The sequence below is a fragment of the Pseudomonas jilinensis genome (assembly GCF_003586265.1).
Classification (GTDB): Bacteria; Pseudomonadota; Gammaproteobacteria; order Pseudomonadales; family Pseudomonadaceae; genus Halopseudomonas; species Halopseudomonas phragmitis.
This window is the reverse complement of the sequence record NZ_QJSA01000002.1, coordinates 1-14,073: the sequence shown is the minus strand read 5'-3', so window position 1 is coordinate 14,073 and position 14,073 is coordinate 1. Positions and strand designations below refer to the sequence as shown.

Here is a 14,073-nt window from a genome sequence, read left to right as displayed (position 1 = left end):
TCTTGAACCTGTTACGCACTCTTGCCCTGCTCGGGCTGGCAGTTTTGCTGTCAGCCTGCGCCGGGCGGCAGCTCCACCTGCCCTCACCCGAGCAACTCGATCACCTGCCACCTCGGGTGATGCTTGATGTGCCCTTTCATCCCCAGGACGCCTATCAGTGCGGCCCAGCCTCGCTAGCCATGATGCTCAACCAGCGCGGCATAGAAGCCTCACCGGATACACTCAAGGACAGGGTCTATCTGCCCGAGCGTCAGGGCACCCTGCAAGTCGAGATGGTTGCCGCAGCCCGGGAGCAGGACTTATTGGTCTATCCCCTGAATGGCAAACTGGAGAATCTGCTGGCCGAGCTGGCCGCAGGCAACCCGGTATTGGTCATGCAGAATCTGGCGTTCAACTGGTACCCGCAGTGGCACTACGCAGTAGCGGTTGGTTATGACCTCAACAGCCAGGAGCTGATCCTGCACAGCGGCCTGAACCAGGCCCAGCGCGAGCCGTTCAAGGTTTTTCTGCGCACCTGGCGCCGGGCCGACAACTGGGCGCAGCTTACTCTTCCTCCCGAACAGCTGCCGGCCAGCGCCGAGCCCCTGGCATACCTGCGAGCAGCCAATGATCTGGAGCAGGTTGGACGCCTGGATACCGCCACTACCGCCTACCTGACAGCCCAGAAACACTGGCCCGACGAGCCGGTAGCAGGCTTTGCCCTGGGTAACATCGCCTGGGCGCAAAACAAACCGCGCGAAGCCATGCAGCAGTTCAGCCAGGTGGTGGAACGCCACCCAGGCCTGTCCGCCGGCTGGAACAACCTGCTGGTCACGCTCGAAGCCCTGGGCTGTGAAAACGAAGCGGCCAAAACCCGCGAATGCCTGGAGCAGAGCTCACCAGAGGCCTGCCCTGTGCCCAGATGCCCGGCTAGCGCTTCCCGCTGAGCGACCCCAGCAGCCCCCGCGCAATCTGCCTCCCCAACTGGGTGCCAATGCTGCGCATTGCCGCCCGCCCCATATTCCCCAGCATTCCACCGAGTGCGGCACCAGGTTCGGCAGTTTTGCGAGCTCGCCCGGCAGGCGGAGTAGCAGGCTGCCTCAGTGACTGCTCAGCCTGGGCCCGGAGAATCTCATAGGCCGACTCACGATCCAGCACCTGATCATAAACCCCGGCCAACGGCGATGCCGCCAGCAACTCCCGGCGTTCCTGCGCGGTAAGCGGGCCCATCTGGCTCGCGGGCGGACGCACCAACACACGCTCAACCGGAGTCGGCACACCCTTGTCATCAAGCACCGACACCAAAGCCTCGCCCACGCCAAGCTCGGCTATCACTGTCTCGCAATCCAGGCCTGGGTTGGCTCGAAAGGTCTGCGCCGCCGCACGAACGGCTCGCTGATCGCGCGGTGTAAAGGCACGCAGGGCATGTTGAACACGGTTTCCCAACTGACCAAGCACGACCTCGGGAATATCCAGCGGGCTCTGAGTCACGAAGTACACCCCCACGCCCTTGGAGCGAATCAGTCTCACCACCTGCTCAATCCGGTCAACCAGCGCCTTGGGCACATCCTTGAACAGCAGATGCGCCTCATCGAAAAACATCACGAACTTCGGCTTGTCGGCATCGCCCTGCTCCGGCAACTGCTCGAACAGCTCTGACAGCAACCACAATAAAATGCTTGAATAGGCCAGCGGGCTATCCCGGTACAGGCGCTCGGCATGCAGGATATTGACCACTCCACGCCCCTGCTCATCGGTTTGCAGAAAATCATCGAGCATGACCGCCGGCTCGCCAAACAGATCCGCGCCACCCTGCGCTTCCAGCGTCAGCAGAGCCCGCTGTATGGCGCCAATACTGGCTGGCGACAGATTGCCATAGCGAGGCCCGATTTCCGTTCGTAGTTCATTGACATGGGCCAACATGGCCTGCAGATCCTTTAGGTCGAGCAACAGCCAGCCATTGTCGTCGGCAACTCGAAAAACAATCTGCAGCACACCACTCTGGGTGTCATTGAGGTTGAGCAAACGCGCCAACAGAACCGGCCCCATCTGCGCCATAGTCAGACGCAACGGATGTCCCTGCTGGCCATGCACATCCCAAAACACCACTGGGGCTGCTGCCGGCACCAGATCGCTCAAACCAACAGCCGCAGCACGCCGCTCCAACCCTGGACTCATGACACCAGGCTTGGCAATTCCGGAAAAGTCCCCCTTGATGTCCGGGACCAGGACCGGCACACCCAGTTCGGAAAATCCCTGGGCCATTACCTGCAAGGTGATGGTCTTGCCGGTGCCCGTGGCGCCGGCCACCAGGCCATGACGATTGGCCATGCGCAAGCGCAACCCTACCTTCTCGGACTGGGCAGCCCCCAACAACAGGACAGACGCATGGGACTCATTCATGGCGATCTCCGGTGCGTATAAAGGATCTATGGAGCATAGCCGCTGTTCCGCCCACCTGCCGCCCGACACAATCCCAAACATGAATTCAGCAAAAAATACAGCAACAAGTTCACAAAACTACAAACTTAATTTCACCCCGATAACAACTTGATATCAATTCACCTTCAAGCACCATAAAAGTCCAATCAGTTCACACTTTATCCCTTGATTCGACAAGGCCACCCCACTAGGATACGCCTTGCCTGGCGCCAATGCGCAAATTGTTGCGCACACCGAGTGTGCAAAAAGTTGCGCAATATCATAGAGCTGCAACATTAAGCAAAACTCTTGGCGCGATCAAAGGCACACACAGCGATAACTTGGATAGTTATCCGGACAGCATTATCAAGGACTGACGAACTTCACATGCTCGCCGACTATTATATTTCCCTGGCCCACTCAGCAATCGGCGACGACAACTTTGCCGGGGATGACGCTCGTTATTCACCCGAGTTTGAAAGTCTCGAAAATGAGCTCGAAAAAGCTGCCGGCCTGCACCTCAATGGTGGCCCGGACTGGAAGAAAGTCCTGGAGCTGGCCGAAGCCCTGTTGCGCCATCAAACCAAGGATTTGCGCGTCGCCTGCTGGCTAACCTGGAGCCTGTACCAGTGTGAGCAGTTGCCAGGCCTGCACGCCGGGCTGGCCATGCTCGAACAGCTCTGCACGCAACATTGGGATGACCTGCATCCACGCAAGCAACGCACCCGCAGCGCCGCCCTTGGCTGGCTTGCTCCGCGTCTTGATCAGGCCCTGGGCGAACACAAACCCAGCGCCGAGCAACTCCAACTGATTGAACAGATGTGCCAGAGCCTGACCAGCCTGGATCAGACCCTGAGCACCCAACTGGGCAATGACGCCCCCCACCTCCAGCCGCTGTGCCGGCGCCTGCAAGCCTTGTTGAAGCAACCAGCGGGCGACAGCGCGACGCCAAGCACCACAGCCACCGCGAATCCGGCCTCAATCAGCCCACCACCAAGCCTGGTCGGCACTACCGCACCCGAACTGATCATCAGCACCCGTGATGCTCACAAGGCCCTGCGCGCCCTGCAGGAGCAGGCCCGGCCGCTGTGCCAATGGTGGCAGAACCAGACCCCGGGTGATCCGCGCGCCATCCGCCTGTCACGCACGCTGTTGTGGTTGCCACTGGACAACTTGCCCGATCACGACGCCGCCGGTAAGACAGCCCTGCGCGGGTTGCCCAATGACCGCCTTGCGGCATTTCAGGAACGTATCAATCAGGGCCAGCACAGCAGCCTGCTGCCGGAACTTGAAACCAGCCTGGCCCGGGCACCGTTCTGGCTCGACGGTCAATACCTGCTTTGGCAGTGCCTGAACGCGCTCAAGGCCGAACAGGCTATGCAGGAACTGGAACAGCAACTGGCGCAACTATTGCGTCGTTTGCCAGGCCTTGAGGCGCTGAGCTTCTTTGACGGCACGCCGTTCGCCAACAACGAAACCCGCGCCTGGCTGAGCAGCCTTGGCAGCAACCGCAGCGCCAAACCAAACACGGCCACCAGCCACCACGACGGCAATCAAGCCGAGTGGGAACAAGGCTACCAGCAAGCCCAGCAAATCCTGGCCCAGGACGGATTGCGTGGCGCAGCCGAGCACCTGGCGGACGGCCTGCAACGAGCACGTGGCGGTCGGGCCCGCCTGCACTGGCAACTGGCCCGTGCCCGCCTGTGCTTTGAAGCACGCAAGTACGACCTGGCAAAAACCCAACTCGAATCACTTGACCACGTGCTCCGGGGCTCTGCTCTGGAAGACTGGGAACCGGATCTCGTCATCACTGTGCTGCGCCTGCTGCACAACTGCTACGAGCTGATGCCGCAGAATGCGGCTGTGCGCGAACGCAGAGACGGGATCTACCGCAGGCTGTGCCACCTCGATTTCGAGACGGTACTGGATCAGGCCCTCGGGCCGTAAGTAATGGAGAAGGAAGATGGCCAAAGAAGGCTCTGTAGCCCCCAAGGAACGTATCAATGTCACCTTCAAGCCGGACACCGGCGGGGCCCAGGAAGAAGTTGAGCTGCCCTTGAAGCTCATGGTCCTGGGTGACTTCACCCAACGGGCCGACGACCGCAAGATCGAAGAACGCAAACCGATCGCGATCGACAAGAACAACTTCGATGAAGTGCTGGCCAAGCAGGAACTCAGCCTGACCTTCAGTGTGCCCAACCGTCTACAGGACGATTCGGGTGCCGATGAGCTGGCGGTTGGCCTCAACATCAACTCAATGAAGGACTTCAACCCCGCCAGTCTGGTCGAGCAGGTTCCGGAACTGCGCAAGCTGATGGAACTGCGCGACGCGCTGGTCGCCCTCAAGGGCCCACTGGGCAATGCCCCGGCCTTCCGCAAGGCGATTGAAAGCGTATTGAGCGACGACGATTCGCGCGAGCGCATCCTCACCGAGCTGGGCCTGGCCGCCCAGGACCAACTCGACACCTGAGACCGACAAGGACGTTAGCCCATGAGCACGCAAACCGCATTGGATCAAACCCAGGCCGCCGGCCAGGACAGTATTCTTGACCGCATCATCGCCGAAACCCGGCTAAGCCCTGAGGATGAAGCTTACGGCATCGCCAAGCGCGGCGTCTCGGCCTTCATCGAAGAGCTGCTCAAGCCGCAGAACGACAAGGAGCCTGTGAAAAAGGCCATGGTCGACCGGATGATCGCCGAGATCGACGCCAAACTCAGCCAACAGATGGATGAGATTCTTCACCACGCCAGCTTCCAGGCACTGGAATCGTCCTGGCGCGGTCTGAAACTGCTGGTCGATCGCACCGACTTCCGCGAGAACATCAAGATTGAGCTGATCAACGCCTCCAAACAGGATCTGCTGGAAGACTTCGAAGACAGCCCGGACATCGTTCAGTCCGGCCTCTACAAGCATGTCTACACTGCCGAGTATGGTCAGTTCGGTGGCCAGCCGGTGGGTGCCCTGATCGCCAACTACTACTTCGACCCCAGCGCACCGGACATGAAAACCCTGCAGCATGTGGCCAGCGTCGCCAGCATGTCCCATGCCCCCTTCATCGCCTCGGCCGGCCCCAAGTTCTTCGGCCTGGAGAGCTTTACCGGGCTGCCGGATCTGAAGGATCTGAAGGATCACTTCGAAGGCCCACAGTTCGCCAAGTGGCAATCGTTCCGCGAGCGTGAAGACTCTCGCTATGTCGGTCTGACCCTGCCGCGCTTTTTGCTGCGCAACCCCTATGACCCGGAAGAGAACCCGGTCAAGAGCTTTGTCTACAAGGAAAACGTCGCCGGCAGCCACGAAGACTACCTGTGGGGCAACACCGCCTTCACCTTCGCTACTCGTCTGACCGAGAGCTTCGCCAAGTTCCGCTGGTGCCCTAACATCATCGGTCCGCAGAACGGCGGCGCGGTGGAAGACCTGCCGCTGCACCATTTCGAAAGCATGGGCGAGATCGAGACCAAGATCCCCACCGAAGTGCTGGTATCCGATCGCCGTGAATACGAACTGGCCGAAGAAGGCTTCATTGCCCTGACCATGCGCAAGGGCAGCGACAACGCCGCGTTCTTCTCTGCCAACTCGACCCAGAAGGCCAAATTCTTCGGCAACAGCGAAGAAGGCAAGAACGCCGAACTGAACTACCGCCTCGGCACCCAGTTGCCCTATCTGTTCATCGTCAACCGCCTGGCCCACTACCTCAAAGTGCTGCAGCGTGAACAGATCGGTGCCTGGAAAGAGCGTACCGACCTGGAGCTGGAACTGAACAAGTGGATCCGTCAGTACGTTGCCGACCAGGACAACCCGAATGCCGAGGTCCGTGGCCGTCGCCCGTTGCGCGCTGCCCAGGTAGTGGTATCGGACGTTGAAGGACAGCCGGGCTGGTACCGGGTCAGCCTCAGCGTGCGACCGCACTTCAAGTACATGGGGGCGGACTTCACCCTGTCACTGGTCGGCAAGCTCGACAAGGAATAAACCGACGTGAGTTACGGCAGCCTGTTTGAACGCCTGGCCGGTGACGCCACGCAACGAGTCGATCTCGGCCATACGGACGCCGTTGCGGCGTCCGTGTCCCGGCATCTGGCGCAGATGCTCAGCACCCGTGCCGGCAGCGTGCAGACCCTGCCCGACTACGGGCTGCCAGATCTCAACGACATGCGCCTGTCCGTGCACGATGCTCTGCAACAGGCACGCACAGCCATCGAAGGCTTTATCGAGCGTTATGAACCGCGGCTGCGCAATGTACGTGTCATTGCGCTGCCACGCAGTCACGACCCGCTGTGTCTGAGCTTCTCCATCGAAGGCCTGCTGGATGTAGCCGGCCAACGCCAGAAAGTCAGCTTCTCCGCCAGCCTCGACGGCAGCGGACAAGTCAGAGTCCAGTAAAAGGAGTTACCCATGTCAGGCAAACCCGCCGCACGCGTCGGCGACCTTACCAGTTGCCCGAAGAAGGGCCACGGCAACAATCCGATCAGCGCCGGCTCGCCGGATGTACTGATCGACGGCCTGCCGGCAGCCCGGATGGGCGACCCGACCGGCTGCGGCAGCACCCTGGTCGGCGGCGTCAGCACCAGCGTAATGATCAATGGCAAGCCCGCCGCCGTGATCGGCAGCAGTGGCGACCATGGCAACACCGTTGTCCAGGGTTCAGGCAGCGTACTGATCGGATAGTTGTTCTCACTACAGGGATAGTTGCGTGTCATTCAACCACTACTACCAAAGCGAGCTGAGCGCGCTGCGCCAGATGGGCAAGCGCTTTGCCGAGCGTAACCCGGCGCTGGCGCCGTTCCTCGGCCAGAGCGGCAAGGACCCGGATGTCGAACGTCTGCTCGAAGGCTTCGCCTTTCTGACCGGGCGTCTGCGGCAGAAGCTGGATGACGAACTGCCTGAACTGACGCACTCGCTGATGCATCTGCTGTGGCCCAACTATATGCGCCCACTGCCGGCCTTCAGCATGCTGCAGTTTGATCCGGTAAAGCGCGCAGGGCCAGCCGTCCGAGTGGCGCGCGACACGCCGGTCGAGTCGGTGCCCGTACAGGGAATCAACTGCCAGTTCCGCACCACCAGCGAGGTCGAGGTTCTGCCACTGCAATTGAGCCAGCTGGATTACTCGGTCAAGGGCGACGGCGCGCTGCTGAGCCTGAAGCTGTCGATGGTTTGCGACGGCAACCTGAAGGATCTGGCCCTGCGCCGCCTGCGCCTGCATCTTGCCGGTGAGCGCTATATCAGCCAGATGCTCTACCTGGGTCTGTTGCGGCATCTGGATGGTATCGAACTGGTCCTGCTCGACAAACAGGGCACGCCTCTGCCCTGGCATAAGGGCCCCACTGCCAGCACGCTGCGACTGGCCGCCGAACAGGTCCAACCAACCGGGTTCGAGGATAATCAGGCCCTGATCCCCTACCCGCTCAACACCTTCAGCGGCTACCGCTATCTGCAGGAATACTTCGCCTTTGAAGACAAGTTCCTGTTCGTCGACATAAATGGCCTGGAGTGCCTTGGCACCGCTGGCGAGGACGTGCTGCAACAGGCCGCCGGCCTGGAGCTGCGCTGCCATATCCGCAAGGCCGGTATCCAGCGAATCCGCCCGAGCAGCGACAATGTGCGCCTGTATTGCACCCCGGTGGTCAATCTTTTCAGCCACGATGCCACGCCAATCCGGCTCGACGGACGCCAGGATCACTATCTGCTGCGCCCGGCCGAATATGCCAGTCAGCAGTGCGGCGTCTACTCGGTCGAGCGCGTCACCGGCTGGAAGCCTGGCGGCATGGGTTATGAGGACTATGTGCCTTTCGAATCCTTCGAGCACGACCACAGTTTTGATGTCACCGAGCCCAAACCTCACTACAGCGTGCGTCAATCACCCTCGATCCAGGGCGATGGGCTAGAGACCTACCTAAGCTTCGGGACGCGCAGCAGCGAACGACATGAGACGCTGTCAATCGAGTTGATGTGTACCAACCAGAATCTGCCGAGCCAGCTTGGCATCGGCGATATTTGCCGGCTCAGCGAAGACACCCCCGACTATCTCAGCTTCCGCAATATCAGCACGGTCACGCCCAGCTACGCGCCACCGCTGGATAGTGACTTTCTGTGGAAGCTGATCAGCAACATGTCACTGAATTACCTGTCGCTGGCCAATGTCGAGGCACTCAAGGTGATCCTCGAAACCTATGACCTGCCGCGTTACTACGACCAGCACGCGGCACGAGTCGGCCAGCGCCGGCTGGAAGGCCTGAAGAAGATTTCCCACAGTCATGTAGATCGTCTGCACCACGGCCTGCCTGTTCGAGGCATCCGCACCGAACTGCTGATCGATGGCGACAATTTTCTTGGCGAAGGCGATCTGTTCCTGTTCGCCTCGGTACTTGATCAATTCTTTGCACTGTATGCCAGCCTCAACTCGTTCCATGAGTTGCAGGTTTCAACCACCCAGGGAGAGCGGTATCAATGGACACCACGCATGGGGCAACAGCCCCTGCTCTAAGCCGGCTCGGTCGCAGTATCCGCGAGTACAGCCTGTTTCAGGGTGTTCTGCTGGTACTGCAAAGGCTGCGTGAAGAATATCCGCAGTTGACCGACGACGCCCTGTACGAGCGCCTGGAATTCCAGGCCAACCCGAGCATGGGTTTTCCCGGCACGGATATAGAGCAGGTGGAATTCTTCCATGAGCAGGGGGAGTTGCGCGCACGGATACGCGTCAATGTGCTCGGCCTGTTCGGCTCAAGTTCGCCTTTGCCTGCGTTCTACAGTGAGCAGGCGTTGGGCGACAGCCTGACTGGCAATCCGACCCGGGACTTTCTCGACCTATTCAACAACCGACTGCAACGCCTGATGCTGCCGATCTGGCGTAAGTATCGCTATCACCGCCGCTTCAGCGAAGGAGCCGACGACGGGTTTTCCGCCCAGTTGTTCGCCCTGATCGGTCTGGGCTACCCGGCACTGCGCAGCTCAAATGAGCTGAACTGGAAGCGTCTGCTGCCCTATCTCGGCCTGCTCAGCATGCGCGCCCAGTCCGCCGCGCTGGTCTCGGCCGTATTGCGTTACTACTTCAAACACGCGGCGCTGCACATCGAACAGTGCGTCGAACGGCAGGTTGAGATTCTGCCCGAACAACGCAACCGCCTGGGCCTGGCCAACAGCCAGTTGGGTAGCAGCCTGGTACTGGGCGACAGCGTGCGTGATCGCAGCGGCAAATTCCGCATCCACATTCGCGAACTCGACTGGGACCGCTTCCACGATTTTCTGCCCACCGGCAGTGCCTATCAGCCGCTGCTGGCTCTGGTGCGCTTCAGCCTGCGCAACCCGCTGGCCTATGACATCCGCCTGCAACTGCGCAAGGAAGAAATCCGCGAGCTTCACCTGGGGCGCAACAACCACTGCCGGCTGGGCTGGACCTCTTGGATTGGCCAACGTGACAGCGACGCTGAAGTCACCCTGGCCGGACGAACTCATTAAGGACTGATGAACATGATCAATGTAGATATCCAAAAACTGGTGCAGGCTCTGGACGCGGACAGCCGCCGCGATCTTGAAGCCGCCGCCGAACGCTGCGTCATGCGTGCGGCCAATAAGGTTCAGATCGAAGACCTGCTGCTGGTGTTGCTTGAGCGGCCCAACAGTCTGCTGAACAAAGCGCTGCTGGACGCCGAAGCCGATATCGACAGTTTCCGTACGCTGCTGCAGCCCCGCGGTGAGGGTGATGGCAGTCGCAGCCCGGCGTTTGCCAGCGAACTGGTGCAATGGCTCCAGGATGCCCTGCTGGTAGCCAATCTGGAGCTGGGTCAAACCCACATCGATCAGGCTGCCCTGCTGCTCGGCTTGCTGCGCAACCCGGTTCGCTATGTTGGCAGTCGCTATCAGCCGATGCTCGACAGTATCCACACTGAGCGTTTGAGCGACTACGCCCAGGCCGGACAATCCACGGGCAACGCCCCGGCAGCGACTGCCGACTCGGCCCTGAGCCGCTTCACCCACAACATTACCGCCCAGGCCCGGGACGGCAAGCTGGACCCGGTCCTGTGCCGCGACCAGGCGCTGCGCCAGATGATTGATATCCTCGCCCGGCGGCGCAAGAACAACCCCATCGTGGTGGGTGAAGCCGGTGTCGGCAAGACCGCCATCGTCGAAGGACTGGCTCTGCGAATCGCCGCAGGCGAGGTCCCCGAGGCCCTGCGCGATGTCGAACTGTTGTCTCTGGATCTGGGTCTGTTGCAGGCCGGCGCCAGTATCAAGGGGGAATTCGAACGCCGCCTGCAAGGCGTGATTGATGAGGTCAAGGCAGCCGCCAAGCCGGTCATCCTGTTCATCGACGAAGCCCACACCCTGATCGGCGCCGGCGGCCAGGCTGGTGGCTCGGATGCCGCCAACCTGCTCAAGCCGGCACTGGCGCGGGGAGAGCTGCGCACCATCGCCGCTACCACCTGGAGCGAATACAAGAAGTACTTTGAAAAGGACCCAGCCCTGGCCCGACGCTTCCAGCCGGTACAGCTGCACGAGCCGACCACCAGCGAGGCCGTCACTATCCTGCGTGGACTGGCCCCGCTGTACGAGCGCAGTCACGGCGTCTATCTGCGTGACGATGCCGTCGTCGCTGCCGCCGAGCTGTCGGCCCGTTACCTGGCTGGGCGCCAGTTGCCGGACAAGGCCGTCGACGTACTGGATACCGCCTGCGCCCGCGTACGTATCAGCCTGGCCTCCGCCCCGGAAGCCATCGAACGCTTGCGCGGCGAAATTGCCGAAGGCGAGCGCCAGTTGCAGGCTCAGCAGCGCGACCACCAGGCCGGCCTGGAGCTGGACAGCCTGTTGTTGACCCAACTACAGGAGCGTCTGGAGCAGGCCCGGGATGAACTGCTGAGCTTAGAGCAGAGCTGGAATCAACAGCGCGAGCGGGCTACCCGGCTGCTGACCCTGCGCCAGCAATGTGCCGAGCTGCGTCTGAGCCAGACTGAAGCCAACGAACCCGACACCGATGGCGACCTACCCGACAACCAAATGCCTGATAGCACCACTGATCTGGCCGCACTCGAAGCCGAGCTGGCGAGTCTGCAGGCCGAGTTGCAGGCGGTTCCAGCCCCGGCGCGCCTGGTCAGCCATGAAGTCTGCCCGCGGCTGGTCGCCGAAGTGATCAGCCACTGGACCGGTGTACCCGTTGAGCAATTGGCCCGCGAGCACAACAACAAGGTCGCCGAATTTGCCGCTGAGTTGCGCCGCCGGGTACGTGGCCAGGAACAGGCTGTAGTGGCGCTTGATCGCGCCATGCGGGCAGCCGCGGCCGGTCTCAACAATCCGGATGCACCCGCCGGGGTGTTTCTGCTGGTAGGTCCAAGCGGCGTCGGCAAGACTGAAACCGCGCTGGCACTGGCCGACCTGCTGTACGGTGGCGAGCGCTTCCTGACCACCATCAATATGTCCGAGTTCCAGGAAAAGCACAGCGTCTCGCGACTGCTGGGTGCTCCACCCGGTTACGTCGGCTACGGTGAAGGCGGCATGCTCACCGAGGCGGTACGCCAGAAGCCCTACTCGGTAGTCCTGCTGGATGAGATCGAAAAAGCCGATCCAGACGTACTCAACGTGTTTTATCAGATCTTCGACAAGGGCGTTGCCAACGACGGCGAAGGGCGGGAAATCAATTTCCGCAACACCCTGATTCTGATGACCTCCAACCTCGCCAGCGAGCAAATCAGCCAGCTCTGTACCGAAGCTCAGCGGCCAGCCGCCGACGATCTGGAGCAGGCCATCCGCCCGAAGCTAAGCCGGCATTTCAAACCCGCCCTGCTGGCGCGTATGCGCGTGGTGCCCTACTACCCGGTCGACGGCGAGGTGTTGCGCGAGCTGGTAAGCCTCAAACTCGAGCGTTTCGCCAATCGTCTGCAACGTCGCCAACTGGGTTTTAGCCACTGTCCGGCCCTGGTCGAGCATTTCGTCGAACGTTGTCACTACGGCGACAGCGGTGCACGCCTGATCGATCACCTGATAGATCAACAGTTGCAGCCGCAGATCGTCGACCAGTTACTGGATGCCATGGCTAGCGGCAGTACGCTCCGTCACGTACATGCCACTCTCAACGGCGAAGGGGCTCTGGTCTGTGAGTTCGCTTAAACTGCCTGCCCTGTTCGACCGGCTGACGCACCCGCTGCATTATGCCGAAGACCTGCTCGCGCGCTTCACCGCGCTGGCTGGCAGTCGGGGCAGTCGTCAGTTGCAGGAACGTTTGGTCGAAGCCGCCAGCAGCCTGACCGGCTGTCCGCTGGGCCAACTGTTCCTGCTCGATGCCACGCATACCCAGTTAACCCTGGCCGCCGAGTGGCTCGACGGCCAGCCGCACAGCCGCGAAGCAGACACCGTATCGAGCGACTACAACGACCAGCAGCTGCTACAGTACTGCCTGTGCCAGAACCAGGTGCTGTATCTCGCTCAGCTCGACAACAGCCTGTATGCCACCCCGTTCCTGCCGGCCACCAACGCGGATTGGCGCAGCCTGCTGTGCCTGCCCCTGCACGACGACCAGCAACATGTTGCCGGGCTGCTACTGCTGGCCAGCCACGAGGCTCTGGAACTTCATGGCTATGCCGACTCCCTGCAACTGCTTGGCAACTTCGCCCTGCATCAACTGCATCTGCTGCAACAAGTACAGCAAGGCCAAAGCTCCACCACCGAAGTACGCGAACCTGCGCCAAACTATCCGCGTGGCTATGGCCTGATCGGCGACAGTCCAGCCATGCAGGCGGTTTACCAGTTGATCGGCAAGGTCCTGCACAACCCGGTCACCGTCCTGCTGACCGGCGAAACCGGCACTGGCAAGGAACTGGTCGCCCGCGCCATCCACGACTATGGCTCTCGCCGCACCCAGCCATTCATCGCCCAGAACTGCGCCGCGCTCCCGGAAAACCTGCTGGAGAGCGAGCTGTTCGGCTACCGCAAAGGGGCATTCACTGGCGCCGACAAAGACCACCGGGGCCTGATCGACAGCGCCGATGGCGGCACCCTGTTCCTCGATGAGATCGGCGACATGCCACTGGCCCTGCAAGCCAAACTGCTGCGCGTACTGCAGGAGGGCGAAGTACGGCCACTGGGCAGCAGCGACACTCACATGGTTGATGTGCGCATCATCGCCGCCACCCATCAGGATCTGCAGGCTCAGGTGCGTGATGGCCAGTTCCGCGAAGACCTGTATTACCGCCTGACCCACTTCCCTATTGAGCTGCCACCGCTGCGCGAACGTGGAGAAGACATTCGCATACTGGCCATGCATTTCGCCGATGAAGCCTGCTGCTTCCTGCAGCGCGAAATCTGTCGCTGGTCCGACAGCGCCCTTGAGCATCTGGCCGGTTACAGTTTCCCCGGCAACGTACGCGAGCTCAAGGGACTGATTGCCCGTGCCCTGCTGCTGTGCGACGGCAACCTGCTGTTGCCCGAACACTTCAACCTGCCGGAAACCATCAGCCAGCCCAACGGCCTGAGCTTGCGTGAACGTATGGAGCGTGTGGAGCGCAACCTGTTGCTCGACTGCCTGCAGCGCAACCAGGGCAATCAGACCAGCGCCGCCAGCGAGCTCGGGCTACCGCGCCGCACCCTTCTTTACCGTATGCAACGTCTCAATATCAGCCCGGCTGATCTGAAATCCAGGGAGAGGAACCATGTTCAATCCGGCCAATGAAGCCCATTTCAGCCTGACCCTC

Annotated in this window: 11 protein-coding genes; 10 read left to right on the top strand and 1 reads right to left on the bottom strand. The window is 61.1% G+C overall.

Annotation, left to right across the window (positions count from 1 at the left end; genetic code table 11):
• The first annotated feature begins 2 nt into the window (after positions 1–2).
• A complete protein-coding gene (locus C2846_RS02030; RefSeq protein ID WP_231705507.1) occupies positions 3–926 on the top strand; it encodes a PA2778 family cysteine peptidase in 924 nt (307 codons plus the stop codon).
• On the opposite strand, the gene C2846_RS02025 is transcribed toward C2846_RS02030, so the two are convergent.
• A complete protein-coding gene (locus C2846_RS02025; RefSeq protein WP_240638130.1) occupies positions 910–2,382 on the bottom strand; it encodes a helicase HerA-like domain-containing protein in 1,473 nt (490 codons plus the stop codon). The genes C2846_RS02030 and C2846_RS02025 overlap by 17 nt on opposite strands.
• 405 nt (positions 2,383–2,787) lie before the next feature.
• On the opposite strand from C2846_RS02025, the gene tssA reads away from it, so the two are divergent.
• Genes tssA through C2846_RS01980 form a run of 9 tightly spaced genes read left to right on the top strand, consistent with a single transcriptional unit; the run spans position 2,788 to position 14,051 of the window.
• Positions 2,788–4,347: a type VI secretion system protein TssA gene (tssA, locus tag C2846_RS02020; protein ID WP_080050250.1), complete on the top strand. Its 1,560-nt coding sequence runs from the start codon at positions 2,788–2,790 to the stop codon at positions 4,345–4,347.
• Between the two features lie 16 nt (positions 4,348–4,363).
• The gene (tssB, locus tag C2846_RS02015) at positions 4,364–4,870 is read left to right on the top strand and encodes a type VI secretion system contractile sheath small subunit (RefSeq protein WP_080050249.1); all 507 of its coding nucleotides are present in this window, start codon (positions 4,364–4,366) and stop codon (positions 4,868–4,870) included.
• Positions 4,871–4,891: 21 nt separating this feature from the next.
• Positions 4,892–6,367 (top strand): type VI secretion system contractile sheath large subunit, encoded by a 1,476-nt coding sequence (tssC, locus tag C2846_RS02010; RefSeq protein ID WP_080050248.1) that lies wholly within the window; start codon positions 4,892–4,894, stop codon positions 6,365–6,367.
• A 6-nt stretch (positions 6,368–6,373) separates the two neighbouring features.
• Positions 6,374–6,778, top strand: coding sequence for a type VI secretion system baseplate subunit TssE (gene tssE / locus C2846_RS02005; protein ID WP_119700559.1), 405 nt, complete (start codon positions 6,374–6,376; stop codon positions 6,776–6,778).
• A gap of 12 nt (positions 6,779–6,790) precedes the next feature.
• Entirely contained in the window at positions 6,791–7,063 is a 273-nt protein-coding gene (locus tag C2846_RS02000; protein WP_080050246.1) for a PAAR domain-containing protein, read from the top strand.
• A 25-nt stretch (positions 7,064–7,088) separates the two neighbouring features.
• The gene (gene tssF, locus C2846_RS01995; protein WP_119700558.1) at positions 7,089–8,879 is read left to right on the top strand and encodes a type VI secretion system baseplate subunit TssF; all 1,791 of its coding nucleotides are present in this window, start codon (positions 7,089–7,091) and stop codon (positions 8,877–8,879) included.
• Entirely contained in the window at positions 8,843–9,850 is a 1,008-nt protein-coding gene (gene tssG, locus C2846_RS01990) for a type VI secretion system baseplate subunit TssG (RefSeq protein ID WP_119700557.1), read from the top strand. The genes tssF and tssG overlap by 37 nt, the downstream gene beginning before the upstream one ends.
• Before the next feature lie 12 nt (positions 9,851–9,862).
• On the top strand, positions 9,863–12,493 hold the full coding sequence (gene tssH / locus C2846_RS01985) for a type VI secretion system ATPase TssH (protein WP_119700556.1): 2,631 nt from the start codon (positions 9,863–9,865) through the stop codon (positions 12,491–12,493).
• A gap of 10 nt (positions 12,494–12,503) precedes the next feature.
• Positions 12,504–14,051, top strand: a complete 1,548-nt coding sequence (locus tag C2846_RS01980; RefSeq protein ID WP_080051712.1) for a sigma-54 interaction domain-containing protein — start codon at positions 12,504–12,506, stop codon at positions 14,049–14,051.
• Positions 14,052–14,073: the final 22 nt, after the last annotated feature.

Excerpts from the sequence above, each read along its gene's own strand:
- C2846_RS02025 (WP_240638130.1), bottom strand. The coding sequence starts at position 2,382 with ATGAATGAGTCCCATGCGTCTGTCCTGTTGTTGGGGGCTGCCCAGTCC.
- tssA (WP_080050250.1), top strand. The coding sequence starts at position 2,788 with ATGCTCGCCGACTATTATATTTCCCTGGCCCACTCAGCAATCGGCGAC.
- tssB (WP_080050249.1), top strand. The coding sequence starts at position 4,364 with ATGGCCAAAGAAGGCTCTGTAGCCCCCAAGGAACGTATCAATGTCACC.
- tssC (WP_080050248.1), top strand. The coding sequence starts at position 4,892 with ATGAGCACGCAAACCGCATTGGATCAAACCCAGGCCGCCGGCCAGGAC.
- C2846_RS02000 (WP_080050246.1), top strand. The coding sequence starts at position 6,791 with ATGTCAGGCAAACCCGCCGCACGCGTCGGCGACCTTACCAGTTGCCCG.
- tssG (WP_119700557.1), top strand. The coding sequence starts at position 8,843 with ATGGACACCACGCATGGGGCAACAGCCCCTGCTCTAAGCCGGCTCGGT.
- tssH (WP_119700556.1), top strand. The coding sequence starts at position 9,863 with ATGATCAATGTAGATATCCAAAAACTGGTGCAGGCTCTGGACGCGGAC.